At 71.7% G+C, this 17,312-nt stretch carries 14 protein-coding genes; 8 read left to right on the forward strand and 6 right to left on the reverse strand.

Annotated elements, in window-relative coordinates; translation table 11 throughout:
- Nucleotides 1–687 precede the first annotated feature (687 nt).
- The 6 genes from AS97_RS06165 to AS97_RS06190 all read left to right on the forward strand — a co-directional run bounded on the left by AS97_RS06165 (nt 688) and on the right by AS97_RS06190 (nt 8,033).
- A complete protein-coding gene (locus AS97_RS06165) occupies nt 688–1,767 on the forward strand; it encodes a polyprenyl synthetase family protein (RefSeq protein ID WP_059145492.1) in 1,080 nt (359 codons plus the stop codon).
- On the forward strand, nt 1,764–2,687 hold the full coding sequence (locus tag AS97_RS06170; protein ID WP_059145493.1) for a hypothetical protein: 924 nt from the start codon (nt 1,764–1,766) through the stop codon (nt 2,685–2,687). Before AS97_RS06165 ends, AS97_RS06170 begins: the two co-directional genes overlap by 4 nt.
- A gap of 14 nt (nt 2,688–2,701) precedes the next feature.
- Nucleotides 2,702–4,063: a cytochrome P450 gene (locus tag AS97_RS06175; protein WP_086709571.1), complete on the forward strand. Its 1,362-nt coding sequence runs from the start codon at nt 2,702–2,704 to the stop codon at nt 4,061–4,063.
- 82 nt (nt 4,064–4,145) lie between these two features.
- Nucleotides 4,146–5,507, forward strand: a complete 1,362-nt coding sequence (locus AS97_RS06180; protein WP_125757974.1) for a cytochrome P450 — start codon at nt 4,146–4,148, stop codon at nt 5,505–5,507.
- Nucleotides 5,508–5,735: 228 nt separating this feature from the next.
- Nucleotides 5,736–6,416 (forward strand): TetR/AcrR family transcriptional regulator, encoded by a 681-nt coding sequence (locus AS97_RS06185; RefSeq protein WP_059145496.1) that lies wholly within the window; start codon nt 5,736–5,738, stop codon nt 6,414–6,416.
- A 195-nt stretch (nt 6,417–6,611) separates the two neighbouring features.
- Entirely contained in the window at nt 6,612–8,033 is a 1,422-nt protein-coding gene (locus AS97_RS06190) for an MFS transporter (RefSeq protein ID WP_210564475.1), read from the forward strand.
- Here the strand turns inward: AS97_RS06190 and AS97_RS06195 are convergent.
- From AS97_RS06195 to AS97_RS06205, 3 genes are all read right to left on the reverse strand, one after another.
- The gene (locus AS97_RS06195; RefSeq protein WP_210564476.1) at nt 8,027–10,153 is read right to left on the reverse strand and encodes a GAF domain-containing protein; all 2,127 of its coding nucleotides are present in this window, start codon (nt 10,151–10,153) and stop codon (nt 8,027–8,029) included. The genes AS97_RS06190 and AS97_RS06195 overlap by 7 nt on opposite strands.
- 245 nt (nt 10,154–10,398) lie before the next feature.
- The gene (locus tag AS97_RS06200; protein ID WP_210564477.1) at nt 10,399–11,205 is read right to left on the reverse strand and encodes a 3-hydroxybutyrate dehydrogenase; all 807 of its coding nucleotides are present in this window, start codon (nt 11,203–11,205) and stop codon (nt 10,399–10,401) included.
- 55 nt (nt 11,206–11,260) lie between these two features.
- A complete protein-coding gene (locus AS97_RS06205; RefSeq protein ID WP_059145500.1) occupies nt 11,261–11,740 on the reverse strand; it encodes an NUDIX domain-containing protein in 480 nt (159 codons plus the stop codon).
- Between the two features lie 333 nt (nt 11,741–12,073).
- Between AS97_RS06205 and AS97_RS06210 the strand changes: the two genes are divergently transcribed.
- Nucleotides 12,074–12,967 carry an O-antigen ligase family protein gene (locus tag AS97_RS06210; RefSeq protein WP_247204250.1) on the forward strand — a complete coding sequence of 298 codons (894 nt, stop codon included), beginning with the start codon at nt 12,074–12,076 and terminating at the stop codon, nt 12,965–12,967.
- A 135-nt stretch (nt 12,968–13,102) separates the two neighbouring features.
- Here the strand turns inward: AS97_RS06210 and AS97_RS06215 are convergent, their stop codons facing one another.
- Nucleotides 13,103–13,660: a hypothetical protein gene (locus AS97_RS06215; RefSeq protein WP_059145502.1), complete on the reverse strand. Its 558-nt coding sequence runs from the start codon at nt 13,658–13,660 to the stop codon at nt 13,103–13,105.
- A gap of 98 nt (nt 13,661–13,758) precedes the next feature.
- Nucleotides 13,759–14,553 (reverse strand): aspartate/glutamate racemase family protein, encoded by a 795-nt coding sequence (locus tag AS97_RS06220; RefSeq protein ID WP_059145503.1) that lies wholly within the window; start codon nt 14,551–14,553, stop codon nt 13,759–13,761.
- Between the two features lie 68 nt (nt 14,554–14,621).
- Here AS97_RS06220 and AS97_RS06225 point away from each other — a divergent pair, with 68 nt between their 5' ends.
- Nucleotides 14,622–15,872 carry a glycosyltransferase gene (locus AS97_RS06225; protein WP_079059500.1) on the forward strand — a complete coding sequence of 417 codons (1,251 nt, stop codon included), beginning with the start codon at nt 14,622–14,624 and terminating at the stop codon, nt 15,870–15,872.
- A 25-nt stretch (nt 15,873–15,897) separates the two neighbouring features.
- On the opposite strand, the gene AS97_RS06230 is transcribed toward AS97_RS06225, so the two are convergent.
- Nucleotides 15,898–17,295 (reverse strand): TerD family protein, encoded by a 1,398-nt coding sequence (locus AS97_RS06230; RefSeq protein ID WP_210567147.1) that lies wholly within the window; start codon nt 17,293–17,295, stop codon nt 15,898–15,900.
- Nucleotides 17,296–17,312 lie beyond the last annotated feature (17 nt).

Raw genomic sequence — 17,312 nt, forward strand, 5'->3', positions numbered from 1 at the left:
GCGACGCCTGACACCGCTACGTCCGACGGCGCGACGTCCGGCACCACAAGATCGGACGGTGCACGGCTATTGAACGGGGCTCCGCCGGCGAAGGCGGGGCCCTGCTCAGCCTTCAACGAACCCTCCGTCGCAATATTGCGGGCCGTTTATTCCGCTGATGCTCGCCGCGTACGGGGCGAGTTGCCCGTTTCGGACCGCCTCGCGCACGGCGAGACCTCACCGACCCCCGGCCGTCAAGTGATAGGCGTGATACCAGAACGGGCTTCCGAATCCGTCGATCTTGCGTCTAGACTACTGATGTCCGAGTGGGGGGACCGGCGGCACTCAGGGGGAATAAATGGGCGTAATTGAGTGTGCCCGCGCACACCTGGCATCCATCGGACCGATGATGCCGACGCGGGTGTCCCACCGGCCAGTACCCCATTGCGGGCTGGCTTGGATTCCATGCGCGGAAATGACCCGACCGCGCCGATCTCATGACTGCTTGAGCGTCTGATCTTCGCACCCGTCGCGGCGCGTTCGACATATCGACCATGAGGCAGCGGTCGCGCCCCGCTTCTGCCTTCATGGTGCCGCACACAGCGCGGACGGCAATCCATCTTTTCCGGAGAAGCAAGGGTTTCCGCGCGCCTGTTTTTTCTCCTTAATCAACGGATATCGACATTTCGACGTGGAGGAGTCAGTCGCATGACCACACCCACGCTCAGCCCCGGCCGCTCGGACGCGGATACCGTCCGCGAGTCGGTGGACGTCGTACTCGAAGACTTTCTGACGGCCAAGGCCCGTACCACTCCGCAACACCATCTGCCATATCTCTCCGGACTGCTCAAGGATTTCCTGTCCGGCGGAAAACGCATACGGCCCCTGTTGTGTGTCACCGGCTGGCAGGCCGTCGGCGGCGGTGAGGACACCGACGCGGTGTTCCGGGTGGCCGCCTGCCTGGAGATGTTCCACGCCTTCGCGCTGATCCACGACGACGTCATGGACGACAGCGACACCCGCCGCGGCCGGCCGACCATCCATCGCACCCTGGCCGCGCTGTGCGCCGCCGACCGCAGGCCGGATCAGATCGAGCGGTTCGGGGTCAGCGGGGCGGTGCTGCTCGGCGACCTCGCGCTCACCTGGTCGGACGAACTCCTGCACTCGGCCGGCCTCACCCCCGCCCAGTTCGACGCCGTGCTGCCGCTGCTGTCGGAGATGCGCACCGAGGTGATGCTGGGCCAGTACCTCGATCTGCAGGCCACCGGGGAGCTGACGGACGACGTCGAGGCCACCCTCACCGTCAACCGGTACAAGACCGCCAAGTACACCATCGAGCGCCCGCTGCACGTCGGAGCCGCCATCGCGGGTGCCGGCCCGGAGGCCATGGAGGCGTTCACCGCCTACGCCCTGCCGCTCGGCGAGGCGTTCCAGCTCCGCGACGATCTGCTGGGCGTGTACGGCGATCCGGATTCGACCGGCAAGTCCCAGCTGGACGATCTGCGGGCCGGGAAGAACACCACCCTGATCGCGCTCGCCCTGCGCGGCTCGGACCGCGCCCAGGCGGCGCGGTTGCGCAGCCTCATCGGCAATCCGCTGCTGGACGAGCGGGACGCCGTGACCATCCAGGAGATCTTCGCCGCCACCACCGCCCGCGAGGCCGTCGAGCAGATGATCGACGACCGCCGGACACAGGCCCTGCGGGCCCTCGACGACGCCCCATTCACCGCGGACGCGGTCAACGCGCTGAAGCTGATCGCCCGCATGGCCACTGTGAGGAACTCATGACGACAGGACTTTCCACGGCCGGGGCCCAGGACATCAGCCGGAGCAGCGTCCGCCCGTACCTGGAGGAATGCACTGGCCGCTTCCAGGAGATGTTCGACCGCTATGTCGTCACCCGGCCCGCCAAGGTCGAATTGACCGACGCCGAACTGCGCGAGGTCATAGACGACTGCAACGCGGCGGTGGCCCCCCTCGGTAAATCGGTTTCCGATGAGCGCTGGATCTCCTATATGGGGGTGGTGCTGTGGTCCCAAAGTCCCCGCCATATCAAGGACATGGAGGCATTCAAAGCCGTCTGTGTCCTGAACTGCGTGACGTTCGTGTGGGACGACATGGATCCCGCACTGCATGACTTCGACCTCTTCCTGCCGCGGCTGCGCGCGATCTGCGAGAAGTACTACGGCTCCGAGGACGCGGAGGTCGCGTACGAGGCCGCGCGCGCCTTCGTCACCAGCGACCACATGTTCCGCAACTCGCCGATCAAGGCGGCGCTGTGCACCACGTCCCCGGAGCAGTATTTCCGTTTCCGGGTCACGGACATCGGTGTCGACTTCTGGATGAAGATGTCGTACCCGATCTACCGGCATCCGGAGTTCACCGAACACGCCAAGACAAGCCTGGCCGCGCGGATGACCACCCGCGGACTCACCATCGTCAACGACTTCTATTCCTATGACCGCGAGGTCTCGCTGGGCCAGATCACCAACTGTTTCCGGCTCTGCGATGTGAGCGACGAGACAACGTTCAAGGAGTTCTTCCAGGCCCGGCTCGATGACATGATCGAAGACATCGAGTGCATCAAGGTGTTCGACCGGCTGACACAGGACGTCTTCCTCGATCTGATCTACGGCAACTTCGTCTGGACCATCAGCAACAAGCGCTACAAGACGGCCGTCAACGACGTCAACTCTCGCATTCAGTAAGGGAACGGGGAACCGTGACTCCCGCGAAGAGCTCCGCACAGCCGGAGCGCACCTGGACCACCGGCACGGCGCCCGGCTCGGTGCCGCTGCTGGGACACACTGTGGCGCTCTGGCGCCGTCCGCTGCAGTTCCTGGCCTCCCTGCCCGCCCACGGCGATCTGGTGGAGGTCAGGCTGGGGCCCAGCCGCGCCTATCTGGCCTGCCATCCCGAGCTGGTCCGCCATGTGCTGCTCAATCCCCGCGTGTTCGACAAGGGCGGAGTCTTCGACAAGGCGCGCCAGCTGCTCGGCAACAGCCTCTCGGTCTCCCGGGGCGAGGACCACCGCACCCAGCGGCGGATGATCCAGCCCGCGTTCCACACCCCGAAGATCGCCGACTACACCGCCGCGGTCGCCGATGACACCCGAGCCGCGATCGGTTCCTGGGAGCCGGGGCGGACCCTGGACATCAGCGACACCATGCACGGCCTGCTGATGCGGGTCGCCGCGCGGACGCTGTTCTCCACCGGGATCGACGAGGCGACGATCGACGAGGCGCGCCACTGTCTGCGCATCGTCTCGCACGGCATCTACAAGCGCACCATGGCGCCTTTGGGCATCGTGGAGAAGCTCCCCACCCCGGGCAACCGCCGCTATGACCGGGCCAATGCCCGGCTGCGGCAGATCGTGGACGAGATGATCCGCGACCGCCGGCGCTCCGGCGCCGACCACGGCGATCTGCTCTCCACGCTGCTGCGCGCCGAACACCCCGAGACCGGCGAGGGCCTGGACGACGGCGAGGTCCTCGACCAGGTGGTCACCTTCCTGGTCGCCGGGAGCGAGACCACCGCCTCGACGCTCGCCTTCGTCTTCCATCTCCTGGGCGCCCACCCGGAGGTGGAGAAGCGGGTGCACGCCGAGATCGACGAGGTCCTCGAGGGCCGTTCGCCCGCCTTCGAGGACCTGCCGTCCCTGGAGTACACCCGCGGGGTCATCACCGAGTCGCTGCGGCTGTATCCGCCGTCCTGGATGGCGATGCGGGTCACGGCGGCCGAGACCGACCTCGGCGGGCGCGCCATCCCGGCGGGCACGATGATCCTCTACAGCGCCCAGGCGCTGCACCACAACCCCGAGCTGTTCCCCGAACCCGAGCGGTTCGACCCCGAGCGCTGGCTCCCCGACCGGGCCAAGGACGTGCCGCGCGGGGCGCTGCTCCCCTTCGGCGCGGGCAGCCACAAGTGCATCGGGGACGTCCTGGCGCTGACCGAGACCGCCCTCATCGTGGCGACGATCGCGAGCCGGTGGCGTCTTCGCCCGGTGCCCGGGACGACGTTGCGCCCCGAGCCGAAGGCGACGCTCGAACCCGGCCCGCTGCCCATGGTGTGCGAGCCGCGCTGACGACGTCCGGTCCGGGGCCCGCCCCGGACCGGATGCCCCGTACCCTCCGTACTCCACCTCGCGAGCGAAGGACATCTTCCGCATGAGGACCGCGCAGCACCCGGCGACGCGCCACTGGCGGCACGCCCTCGCCCCCGGCGGGCTTCCGCTGGCCGGCCATGCCCTGCTGATGGGCCGCAAGCCGCTTCAGTTCCTGGCCTCCCTGCCTGCCTACGGCGATCTGGTCGAGCTCCGGCTGGGGCCCCGGCCGGTCTTTCTGCCCTGTCATCCGGAGCTGGTCCAGCAGGTGCTGGTGAACGCGCGGATCTACGACACCGGCGGGCCGGTCAAGGAGAAGGCGAAGCCCATCCTGGGCAACGGCCTGATCACCTCCGACTGGGCGGACCACCGACGGCAGCGCCGGCTGGTGCAGCCCGCCTTCCAGGCCGCCCGGATCGCCACGTACGCCGAGGTGATGGAGGAGGAGTGCGAGGCCGAGTCGACGGCGTGGACGGCGGGCCGGCCCATCGATGTCAGCCATGAGATGCTCGCGCTCACCGCGCGGGTGACGGCCCGTGCGCTCTTCTCGACCGATATGGCACCGCATGCCGTGGCCGAGATCCAGCACTGTCTGCCCGTCGTCGTGGAAGGCGCCTACCGGCAGGCGATCGACCCCACCGGGCTGCTGGCCAAGCTCCCGCTCGCGGCGAACCGGCGCTTCGACGACGCGCTCACCCGGCTCAACCAGCTCATCGACCGCATGATCGACGACTACAAGCGGGCGGACGACGGCGACCGCGGCGATGTGCTGTCCGCGCTCTTCGCCGCACAGGACGACGAGACCGGCGGCACGATGTCGGACCAGGAGATCCACGACCAGGTCATGACCCTGCTGCTGGCCGGGATCGAGACCACCGCCTCCGCGCTGACCTGGGCCTGGTTCCTGCTCGGCCGCAATCCCCGGGCCGAGGCCGCGCTGCACGCCGAGGTGGACGAAGTGCTGGGCGGACGGGCCCCGCGCTACGCCGACGTCCCCCGGCTCGCCTACACCCAGCGGGTGTTCAGCGAGGCGCTGCGGCTCTTCCCGCCCGCGTGGCTGTTCACCCGGACCACCACCGAGGCCACCGAGCTCGGCGGACGGCGGCTGCCCCCGGCGTCGGACGTGCTGATCAGCCCGTATGTGCTGCACCGCGATCCGGCCCTCTTCCCCGACCCGGAGTCCTTCGACCCCGACCGCTGGCTCCCCGAGCGTGCCAAGGACGTGGCACGCGGCGCGTATCTGCCGTTCGGCGGTGGCAGCCGGAAGTGCATCGGCGACGTCTTCGGCATGACGGAGGCGACGCTCGCCCTGGCCGCGATCGCGGGCCGCTGGCGGATGCGACCGATTCCGCGGACGAAGATCCGGCCGAGGCCCCAGATGAGCCTCACCGCCGGTCCGCTGCGCATGATTCCGGAACCACGCTGAACACCCTGCCGCTCGGACCGTGGTGGGCGCCCTGCCGCTCGGACCTTGGTGGGCGCCCACCGCGGTCCGCCGAGCGTCCCCGGCCGGGGTGCGCCGTCGATCACGCCCTCCAGCAGGCGCCAATCGCTGCTTCTCCCGAAGCCGGAACCGGGGATGGCTCCCCGTTCCCTCGATGATCTGAACACCTAACCGGAGAGATTCCCCCGGTTAGTGTTAGGGTTGCGGGCCATGGGCAGCCGTGTGGAGAAAGAGACACCGTTGCGCCGAGACGCACGGCGCAACCGCGAGATGCTGATAGCTGCCGCCCGGGAGATCTACACGGATCAGGGTGTGGACGCCCCGCTCGACGACATCGCCCGTCGGGCCGGAGTCGGCAGCGCCACTCTCTACCGGCGTTTCGCCGGCCGGGCGGAACTCATCGAGGCGGTATTCGGCGATTCCCTGCGGGACATCCTGCGGGCCGCCGAGGAGGCCCGCTCGGCGCCGGACGCCTGGGTCGGCCTGACCGCCTATCTGGAGCGCATATTCGGGCTGCTCGCCGCCGACCGGGGCACCAATGACCTGATGACCACCGGCATCCAGGGCGTCCCCTCGCTCGACGCGCTCCGTAAGGAGAACCACAAGACGCTCGACGTCCTTCTGCGCCGTGCCCAGCAGCAGGGTGCGGCCCGTAAGGACACCACCGCGGAGGACCTGCTGTTCCTGCTGGCCGCGCTCGGCCGCGCGGTCCCCGGCTCGACCGTCGCCGCGCCGCTGGCCTGGCGCCGCTATCTGGCCCTGCTGCTCGACGGGCTGCGCCCCGAGGGATCCCACCCGCTCCCGGCCCCCTCGCTCACCGGGGACCAGCTCGGCGCCGCCATGCTCCAGCTCGGCAAGGTGCGACGGCCGCGTATGGGACGGGCCGACTAGGGGCATTCGGGGCGGGAAGCGCCGATCCGGGGCATGTTGGACGGGGCCGCGCCGACTCGGGGCGTCCTGGGCGGGGCAGTCACCACAGTGGCCGGGTGAAGTATGTCGCCCGCCTACATATCCGAGCCGAAGTGCGCATTTCTACGGTGTGGCAACACAAAATCGTCCCCGCACCCCGCTCGGAAGTGGTGACCCATGACCACCCCGGATTCTCCGGCCTCCGCTCCCCCGACCCCACCCGGTTCGCTGCGCCGAATCGTCGCCGCGAGCCTTATCGGCACCACCATCGAGTGGTACGACTTCTTCCTCTACGGCTCGGCCGCCGCACTCGTCTTCAACAAGCTCTTCTTCCCGGACTCCGATCCGCTCGTCGGCACCCTGCTGTCGTTCCTGACCTACGCGGTCGGCTTCGCCGCCCGGCCGGTCGGCGCCCTGGTCTTCGGCCATTACGGCGACCGGCTCGGCCGTAAGAAGCTGCTGATCCTGAGTCTGCTGATGATGGGCGGCGCGACCTGCGCCATCGGGCTGCTGCCCACCCACGCCACGGTCGGTTCGGCGGCGCCCGTACTACTCACCGCGCTGCGCCTGATCCAGGGGTTCGCGCTCGGCGGCGAATGGGGCGGGGCAGTGCTGCTGGTGTCGGAGCACGGGGACGCGCGGCGGCGCGGGTTCTGGGCGTCCTGGCCGCAGACCGGCGCCCCGGCCGGGCAGTTGCTGGCCACGGGAGTGCTCTCCGCGCTCACCGCCCTGCTCTCCGACGACGCCTTCGAGGCGTGGGGGTGGCGGGTGCCGTTCCTGCTCTCGGGGGTGCTGGTAGTGGTCGGCTTGTGGATTCGTCTCTCTGTCGATGAATCGCCGGTGTTCAAGGCGGCGCAGGCCCGCGCCGAGGCCCGTAAGGCGGCCGCGGGTGAGGCGGCCACCGAGAAGATGCCGCTGGTGGCGGTCCTGCGCCACCACTGGCGGGATGTGCTGATCGCCATGGGCGCGCGGATGGCCGAGAACATCAGCTACTACGTCATCACCGCCTTCGTCCTCGTCTACGCGACCTCCGACCATGTGGGCCTCGGCAAGCAGACCGCGCTCAACGCCGTACTGATCGCCTCGGCCGTGCACTTCGCGGTCATCCCGGCATGGGGCGCGCTGTCGGACCGGATCGGGCGCCGCCCGGTGTATCTGCTGGGCGCGGTGGGCGTGGGCGCGTGGGCCTTCCCGTTCTTCCTCCTCATCGACACCAAGGGCTTCCCGGCCCTCTTGCTCGCCGTGACGGTCGGGCTGGTCTTCCACGGGGCGATGTACGCGCCCCAGGCGGCCTTCTTCTCCGAGATGTTCGCGACCCGGATGCGGTACTCGGGGGCGTCGATCGGCGCGCAGTTCGCGTCCGTCGCGGCCGGTGCGCCCGCCCCGCTGATCGCCACCGCGCTCCTGGCCGACTACGGCAGCGCCACCCCGATCGCCCTCTATGTGATCGCGGCGGCCCTGCTCACCCTGGTGGCCGTGGGCGTCGCCAAGGAGACCCGGAACCGCGATCTGGCCGCCGTCGAACCGACCTCGGCCCCGTCGCCGCGGCCGGCGTCGGACGCGGCGGAGCACACGGCCCGTTCGGCCTCGGCTCAGTAGCCCACGGCCGAGGCCAGGCGGTGCAGCCGCAGGGCGAGCTGGATCTCCAGGGAGCGGGCGGGCGACTGCCAGTCGGGGCCGAGCAGCCGCCCGACCCGCTCCAGCCGCTGCGCCACCGTGTTGACGTGCACGTGGAGGGCGTCCTTCGTACGGGCCGGGCTCATACCGCCCGCGAAGTACGCGTCGAGGGTGCGGATCAGCTCGGTGCCGCGCCGCTCGTCGTAGTCGATGACCGCGCCCACGGTGCGGGTCACGAAGTCCTGGACGCCGGTGCCGTCCGGGGCGCCCTCGCGGGTACCGGCCAGCAGCAGCCCGAGAAAGCCGAAGTCCTCGGCGGCGGCGCCCTCTCCGGCGCGGCCCAGCACCCGCAGGGCGGCCAGGCAGCGCCGCGCCTCGGCGTAGCCCGCGGCGACCTCCCCGGGCCGTGCGGCGGGCGCGGGGACGGGCGCGGAGGCGCCGACGGTGACCGCGGCGTGTACGGCGGTGCCCAGCTGCCTGGCGGTGCGGCGGGCGAGGGCGTCAGCGGTGTCGCGGTCGGCCAGCGGCAGCAGCAGCACGGTGCCGCCGTCGCGGGTGGCGGCCAGGCCGTGCCGGGTGACCGCCAGATGGGACGCGGCGGACCACAGCCGCCGACGGCCCTCGGCGTCCTCGGCGGGCGCGCCACCGGACCCGCCGCCGTGTGCGCCGCCTGATCTGCTTCCGGATATGCCGCCGGGACCGCTTCCGTGTGCGCCGCCCGGGCCGCTTCCGTGTGCGCCGCCCGGGCCGCTTCCGTGTGCGCCGCCCGGGCCGCTTCCGTGTGCGCCGCCCGGGCCGCTTCCGTGTGCGGCGCCGGGACCGGCGGCGGGGGTGCCGGTGTCCGGGGCCTCGATGCCCGCGGCGAGCACCACATGCGGCGTGTCCAGGTCTGCCCGGAGCCGCGCGGCGCGCTCGCGCAGCAGCCGGGGCTCGCGGTCGGGGGTGTCGAGGAGGTCGTCCAGGAGCTCACCGCGCACCCGCTGTTCGGCCTCACCCGCCGAGCGGCGGGCGAGCTGCAGCAGCGAGGTGACCATCGCGGCGCGCTCCAGGGTGCGCTGGTCCATGGGGTCGAGCCGGGGGTGGCCGCGCAGCACGAGCGCGCCGAGCAGTTCGCCACCCGCCGAGACGGCGGCGACCCAGTCCTCCTCGCCGTCGCGCACCGCATGGCCGTCGGCCCGGGACCGGTCGACGGCCGCCGCGGGCGCCTCGTCGACCTCAAGGAACTCCACGGAACCGCTGAGCACCTCGGCCACGGCGTCGGCCACGTCGTGCACCCCGCCACCGCGCAGCACCAGCTCGGTGAGCCGGTCGTGGACCTCGGAGGCGCGCTCGATGACCCGGCTGCGGTCCCGGATGATCTCGTTGGCGGCCTCCAGCTCGGCGAGCGCCGTACGGGTCTCGGCGAGCAGATGGGCGGTGTCGATGGCCACGGCCGCGTGGGCGGCGAACGAACCGAGCAGGGCCGTCTGCTCGCGTTCGAACACCCGGGCCCGGCGGTCGGCCGCGAACAGCACACCGATGACACCGCTGCCGAGCAGCAGCGGCACCCCGAGGATGGCGACGAGTCCCTCGTCCCTGACGCCCGCGTCGATGGTGTGGGTGTGCTGGAACCGCGGATCGTGGAAGTAGCTCTCGGTGACATAGGGGCGGGCGGTCTGGGCCACCAGGCCGCCGAGCCCCTCCCCCATGCCGAGCCGCAGCTGCTGGAAGCGGGCCGAGACCGAACCGTCGGTGACCCTCATATAGGTGTCGCCGGCCGTCGGATCGTTCAGCGTCAGATAGGCGACCTCGGTGCCCAGCAAGGAGCGGGCGCGCTGCACGATGGCCTGGAGCACCGCGTCCAGATCGCGCAGCCCCGCCAGGTCGTGGGCGGTCTCGTAGAGGGCGGACAGCTCGGCCTCGCGGCGCCGTCGCCCCTCCAGCTCGCCGCGTACCCGCAGGGCGAGCAGCTTGGCGCGCTCCAGGGCCGCCAGCCGGTCGGCCGGGGCCTTGTCGGCGCGGGCGCGCAGCACCGGGCGCTCGTACGCCTCGGCGGGCGCGCCGCGTACGAGCAGTTCCAGGTAGGGGGCCTCCGGCCGGTCGTCGGGCATGGTCACAGGCATACTCCCGCCGGGCCCGGCGGCGCCAGCCGTAAGGCGGCCCGGTACCCCTTCTATAGGGCGGCCGGGCAACACGCGGCCCGGTTGCTGAGCCAATGGGCCACCGTCCGCCGATGGCTGAGCCAATTCGTCCGCCAGTGGCTGAGCCAATCGGCCACTGTCCGCCATTGGCTGAGCCAATCCGTCGTCGTGGCCTGGTGGCTGAGCCAATCGGCCTTCGTCGTCCGGTGACCGATGCGATGGGCCGCTCAGTGGGCGGTCCATCCGCCATCCATGCTGAGCGAGGCACCGGTGACGAAGGACGTGTGCGGACCGCAGAGATACGCGACGGCCTCGGCGACCTCCTCGGGTTCGACCAGCCGCTTGACCGCCGTATCGGCCAGCATCACCTCGGCGACGACCCGCTCCGGCGAGATCCCGTGGGCCTCGGCCTGGTCGGCGATCTGCCGCTCGACGAGCGGGGTGCGCACATAGCCGGGGTTGACGCAGTTGGAGGTCACCCCGTGCGCCGCGCCCTCCAGGGCGGCGACCTTGGAGAGCCCCTCCAGACCGTGTTTGGCGGCCACATAGGCCGACTTGTACGGGGAGGCGCGCAGCCCGTGTACCGAGGAGACGTTGACGATCCGGCCCCAGCCCTGCGCGTACATATGCGGCAGCGCGCCGCGCACCAGCCGGAACGGGGCCTCGAGCATCACGGTGAGCACCCGGGAGAAAACCTCGGGCGGAAAGTCCTCGATGGGCCGGACGAGTTGGAGCCCGGCGTTGTTGACCAGGATGTCGACGCCGGCGGCGGCCCGTTCGGCGGCGTCGAGGTCGGTGAGGTCCAGGGGGTGGGCCTCGACCGGGCCGGGCAGTCCGGAGGCCGCGACGACCAGGTCGGTGAGGCCCTCGGCATCCAGATCGACGGCCCGCACCCGCGCCCCGGCGGTGGCCAGCCGCAGCGTACAGGCCCGGCCGATGCCCCCGGCGGCGCCCGTGACGAGTGCGGTACGGCGGGACAGATCGAGGCCGTCGGACGGCCGGGGGCCCGGGCCTGGTGTGGTGGACGCGCTCATGAGGGGCACATTAGGCAGCCCTGGGGCCCGGTCCGATGTGGGGGCGGCACATACTTCACTCCGCGACGGTGGGCTCGAACCATGTCGGGCCGTCCTCGAGCGCCTGCTTGATCCGGGAGAGGGAGAAGTCCTCCATCTCGGGCAGCGCGTCGAGCGGGAACCAGCCGACGTCCAGCGACTCGTCGTCGTTCACCCGCGCCTCGCCGCCGACCGCGCGGCAGCGGAAGCAGACGTCCACGAACTGGCACCGGTCGTCGTTGGGATAGGTCACCGGCGCCAGGGTCCGTACGAGCACGATGCGTTCGGGGACACAGTGCACCGCGGTCTCCTCCGCCACCTCGCGGACCACCGCCGTGGCCGGCTGCTCACCGGGTTCGGGGATACCGCAGATGATCGTCCAGCGGCCGTTGTCGGCCCGGCGGCCCAGCAGCACCCGCCCCTGGTCGTCGAAGACCACCGCGCTCACGCCCGGCAGGTACAGCAGTTGGTGACCGATGGAGGCCCTGAGGTCACGAATGAAGTCGGGGGTCGGCATGGGCCGAGAGTATCGGGCGGAAAAGGGGGCGCGCACGGCGGCCGAACAGCGCCCTCCACGGCGGGTGTTTCACGACCGACTCATCGTTTCTGTGCACCATATACACATTCCTTACGACAAGCGCTACGGTTTCGGGTGTCATGGCTCGCACGACGGCCGTAAGGCGTGTCGGTGCGGTGCCCGTCACGACGGGGGGTCGACGGGATGACGTCATCAGTGGTGGAGCCTGTCGTGCAGGACCACGGCAGACCGGCTGACGGATGTGCCGGCGCATCCGATATCGCGGGGGTTCTGATCCTGGCCGGCTGTGCCGTCTGGGCCCTGATCGCGGCCATGGGGCGACCGGCCCGCCCCGAGGGGGTGCTGCTGGCGGTGCTGGCGGTGGCCGCCGGTTACGCCTGCGGCCGGATGGCCGGATCGCTGCTGCCGGTCGCCTCGGCGGCGGCCGCCGGGCTCGCGGGGTTCGGTCTGGCCTGCGCCTCGCCGTACGGGCTCACCGGCCATGAGGGGGCGGGCGCGGGCCAGCTCACCCTGGCCACGGGCGCGGTCTGCTGCGCGGCCTGGGCCGCCCCGCGGGCCCTCCGCCCCGCGCTGTGGCTGCTGGCGACGGCGATCACGCTGACGGCCGTGGTGGCCGGTTCGACGGCGGGCTCGGTCGCGAGCGGCGCCGTCCTGGTGTGCTCGCTCACCGCCGCCCGGCGCCGGCACCGGCTGCCGGCGCTCGCCGCGTGCGTGCTGATCGCGGCGGTCGCGGTCGCCGGCACCTGGGCGGTGGCCAAGGACGCGGTCCCGGGCGGCCTCCCGCCCGCCCTGCGCGCCCAGCTCACCGAGCACCGGATCCGGCTGTGGCAGGACGCGGCCCATATCGAGGAGACGGACCCGCTGCGCGGTGCGGGCCCGGACCGCTTCGGCGAGCTGAGTCCCGCGGCGGCCCAGCCGCAAAACCCGGAGGCCAAGCCCCATTCGGCGCCGTTGCAGCAGGCGGCCGGTCAGGGGCTGCCGGGGGTGGTCCTGCTGGGCGCCGCCTTCGGCTGGATGCTCCACGCCCTGTGGCGCTCTCCGCGCCCGACTCCGGTGGTCCTTACGGCGGCCGCGACACTCACGGCCCTGGCCGTCATGTCCTGTCTGGGCAACGCCCTGAGCTGCTCCCAGATCACCGCGGGAGCGGGCCTCCTCGCCGGACTGGCGACCGCCCGCCTGAACGACGACCCGGGAGCGGTGCCATGAGACCCGGCACGGCGGGTGAGAACGCGTTCTCAGACGCGTTCCACGAAAGTGAATGCGGGCCGCCGATGGCCACGACGGACAGCGCCTCCCCCCGAGAGACATCCGCGTCCCCCAAAGGAGGGGAACGGGGACCGGCTAGACCTGGGAGGTGCGCGCCGCGATCAGCCGCAGCCGGTCGCGGATCACCCGGACCGCCGCCTCCGCGTCGTCCACCGTGACCGTGAAGACGCGCCCGTCCCCGAGCCGGACCACCACGCCCTCGCCCCGGCGCACGACTACCGCGGTGCCCTTGTCGGGGCGCCAGCGGTAGCCCCAGCCGCCCCACTGGCAGGGGGTGACCTTGCGGGCCACATCGGCGTGGACCACGTCGGCGAGCGGGATGCGGCGGCGCGGGAGCCCCATATGGCCGCAGCGGATCTCCAGCACTTCGTCGTCGACCCGCACCGCCACATGGACGAAGGCAAGGGTGCCGAAGAGCATCAGCAGCCCGGCGGCGACACAGCCGATGACGGACATCAGCAGCGGAGCGAGGCCCGAGCCCCATGGTGAGTCGACGGCGAGGTCGACACCGAGCGCCAGGCACGCGGCGCCCGCCACGGCCAGCACCCACTGCCCACGGTTGTGGGCTCGTCCGGTCCAGACCGCGGGCGGCTGCCCGGGGGCGCTCGGCGTTCCGTGGTCGTGGTGCCTCATGGTTGGCAGCGTACTCAGGTTCCGGCCCCACGGCAGCGGGGAGAATGATTCCGCTGGTGAAGAGCGTTTCGGCCGACTCACCGCACGAGGCGCCGCTGTCAACCGCGCGCCGGGGCGACGGGTGCCAGCAGCACTCCTTCGGCGTAGGCCAGGGCGACCTCCGGCAAGGCGGCCTCGCGGCCGCCGAGGACGACGGTCAGCCCCCCGGGGGCGAGCGGGCCGTCCGGCGGCAAGGGGTCGGCGCCGATCCGGCGCAGGGCCTGGGCGGCGACGGCCCCGGCCGAGCCGTGGAGGGCGATCGGCGGCGCGTCCGGCTGCTGCACGGCGGCCCGGATGCGGTCGGCGACCAGTTCGTAATGGGTGCAGCCCAGGACGACGGTCGTTACCTCGCGCGGGGTGCGGGCCGCCGCGGCGGCCACCGCTGCGGAGATCCCCTCGGTGTCGCCGTGCTGCACCGCGTCCGCGAGCCCCGGGCACGGCACCTCGGTCACCTCGACGCCGTCCGCGAAGGCGCGGATCAGCCCGCGCTGGTACGGGCTGCCGGTGGTGGCCGGGGTGGCCCAGATCGCGATCGGACCTCCCCCGGCCGCCGCGGGCTTGATGGCGGGGACGGTCCCGACGACCGGCAGCACGGGCTCCAGTTCGGCGCGCAGCGCGGGCAGGGCGTGAACGGAGGCGGTGTTGCAGGCGACGATCAGCACGTCGGGGCGGTGCGCGGCGGCGGCCCGGGCGCAGCCCAGGGCGAGCTCGGTGACGTCCTCGGGCGTGCGCGGACCCCACGGCATGGTGGCGGGGTCGGAGGAGAGGAGGAGATCGGCGTCCGGCCGCAGTCGGCGCATCGCGGCGGCGGTGGGCAAGAGCCCGATTCCGGAGTCCATAAGCGCGATCTTCACCCGGTCACTTTAATGGATCGGTCCGGTGCGCCCGACGGCCGGGCACACCTTCGGGCAGACTTCGGCGGGTGAGCGCGCTGATGTGGATCGCCGCCGGGTCGTTGGCCGCATGGCTGTGGCTGCTGCTGGGCCAGGGCTTCTTCTGGCGTACGGATGTCCGGCTGCCCCGGAGGGGCCCTGACGACTCCGGGCCGCCGGAGCCCGCGGCATGGCCCTCGGTGGCCGTCGTGGTGCCCGCCCGGGACGAGTCCGCCGTGCTTCCGGCCAGCCTGCCCTCGCTGCTCGCCCAGGACTATCCGGGGCCGGCGGAGATCTTCCTGATCGACGACGGCAGCTCGGACGGCACCGGGAAGCTCGCCCGCGAACTGGCCGAGGAGTACGGCGGGCTGCCGCTGACCGTCGACTCCCCCGGCGATCCCGGCCCCGGCTGGACCGGCAAGCTGTGGGCGGTGCGGCACGGCATGGCGCTCGCGACGACCCGTATCGCCGCGGACCGTAAGGACAACGGCGACCATAGGGACGACGGCGGCCGTAAGGACGACGCCGGCGTCGACTACCTGTTGCTGACGGACGCGGATATCGCGCATGAACCGGACTCCCTGCGGGAGTTGGTGCGCGCGGCCGAGGCGAACGGACTGGATCTGGTCTCCCAGATGGCGCGGCTGCGGGTGGCGACCGGCTGGGAGCGGCTGATCGTGCCCGCCTTCGTCTACTTCTTCGCCCAGCTGTACCCCTTTCGATGGGTCAACCGGCCTCGGGGGCGCACCGCGGCGGCCGCGGGCGGCTGTGTGCTGCTGCGCCGGGAGGCCGCCGAGCGGGCCGGGATCCCGGAGACGATCCGGCAGTCGGTCATCGACGACGTGGCGCTGGCCCGTACGGTGAAACGGTCCGGCGGTCGGATCTGGCTGGGGCTGGCCGACCGGGTCGACAGCGTGCGGCCGTATCCGCGGCTGGGCGAGCTGTGGCGGATGGTCTCGCGCAGCGCGTACACGCAGTTGCGCCATAATCCGCTGCTGTTGCTGATGACGGTCGCGGGGCTGGCGGTGGTGTATCTCGTGCCGCCCGCGGCCGTGGTCGCCGGGGTGCTGACGGGGCGTCCCACGCTCCTGTCGCTGGGCGCCGCCGCCTGGGTGCTGATGACGGGCAGTTACATCCCGATGCTGCGCTACTACCGGCAGACCTTGTGGCTGGCACCGCTGCTGCCCCTGACGGCCCTTCTCTACCTCCTGATGACCGTGGACTCGGCGGTGCGGCACCTCCTCGGACAGGGCGCGGCCTGGAAGGGGCGCACCTACGCCCGCCCCAGCTCCGCGCCCTGACGGCCGCGCGCCGTGCACCGGGTCTTCACTTGCGGCCGGGTGTCCAGTTCATGCCCCAGCCGTAGGCGTGGTCGAGGGTGCGCTGCGGGCTGACTCCGCGCTGCGGCACCAGATAGCGGGCCTCGCGCTGTACGACGAGATCGTTGCCGGTGTTGGTGATGAGCGCGAGCGCGCAGACCGGGGACGGGACGGTGCACTCGTCGAGCGAGAAGTCGATCGGCGCGCCGAACTGCGGTTGCAGGGTGACCGTGGCGTGGAGGTTGGCGAAGCTGCGGGCGCCCTCGTAGATGGTCACGAAGACCAGGATCCGGCGGAACGACCGCAGGTGGTCGAGGTTGATGGTGAGGTTCTCACCGGCCGCCCGGGCACCGGTCCGGTCGTCGGCGTCCAGGTGGATGAAGGGCGGTTGGTGCAGCGAGCCGAACGAGTTGCCGAGCGCCTGGACCACGCCCTTGCTGCCGTCGGAGAGTTCGAACAGCGCCCCCAGGTCGAGATCGAGCTCGTTGTGCATGGCCATGGCCTTGCCCAGCTTGGAGGCCCAGCCCGAAAACTGCTTGTGCACCTGCCAGTTGAGGTTGACCCGCATGGTGCCGGAGGTGCCGCCCTGCTTGGTGAGCGAGACAGCGGGCGCCTCCTTCGTCAGGGTGACCTTGCTGAGGCTCACCGGCGCCGTGGCGGGCGCGGGGGCCGGTGCGGTGGGCGGAGGCGGCGGAAGGGGCGTGGAGGCGGCGGTGGGCGGCGGAGGCGGGTACGCCCCGGCCGGAGGGCCGGACGGCGGCGCGGGGGCGGCGTACGGGTTCGGCGCGGCCGCGTGGGGGGTCTGTGCCGCGTACGGGTTCAGCCCGGCGTTCGGCGGCGCGGCGGGGGCGGGAACGGGGGCGGCGGGCCGAGCCGGCGTCTGCTGCGGTTCGTCGACGCTGATACCGAAGTCCGTGGCGAGCCCCGCCAGGCCGCTCTGATACCCCTGGCCCACCGCGCGGAACTTCCAGGCGCCCTGCCTGCGGTACAGCTCGCCGAGGACGAAGGCGGTCTCGACGGTGGCGTCCTCGCTGTCGAAGCGGGCGAGTTCCGCGCCGCCCGCCGCGTCCAGCACCCGGATGTGCAGACCGGGGACCTGACCGAACGTTCCGCCATCGGCCGAGGCCGCGAGGACCACGGTGTCGATGGCGGACTCCATGCGGGCGAGGTCCACCGAAAGGGTGTCGGTCACGGTGTCACCCATGGTCCGCTTCCCCTCGTGGCGCACCGCGCCGGAGGAGTGCGCCGCCTGGTTGTAAAAGACGAAGTCCCCGTCGGACCTGACCTTCCCGGACATCAGCAGCAGTGCCGAGGCGTCCACGTCCGGCGCCCCCGGCCCGGCGCGCCAGCCGAGCTCGATCCGCACCGCGCTTGCCGGTACTGGCGTGTTACCGCCCTTGCGCATCGCCATTTCCGTCCCCC

The sequence above is a fragment of the Streptomyces sp. AgN23 genome (assembly GCF_001598115.1).
In the GTDB taxonomy this organism is placed as follows: Bacteria; Actinomycetota; Actinomycetes; order Streptomycetales; family Streptomycetaceae; genus Streptomyces; species Streptomyces antimycoticus.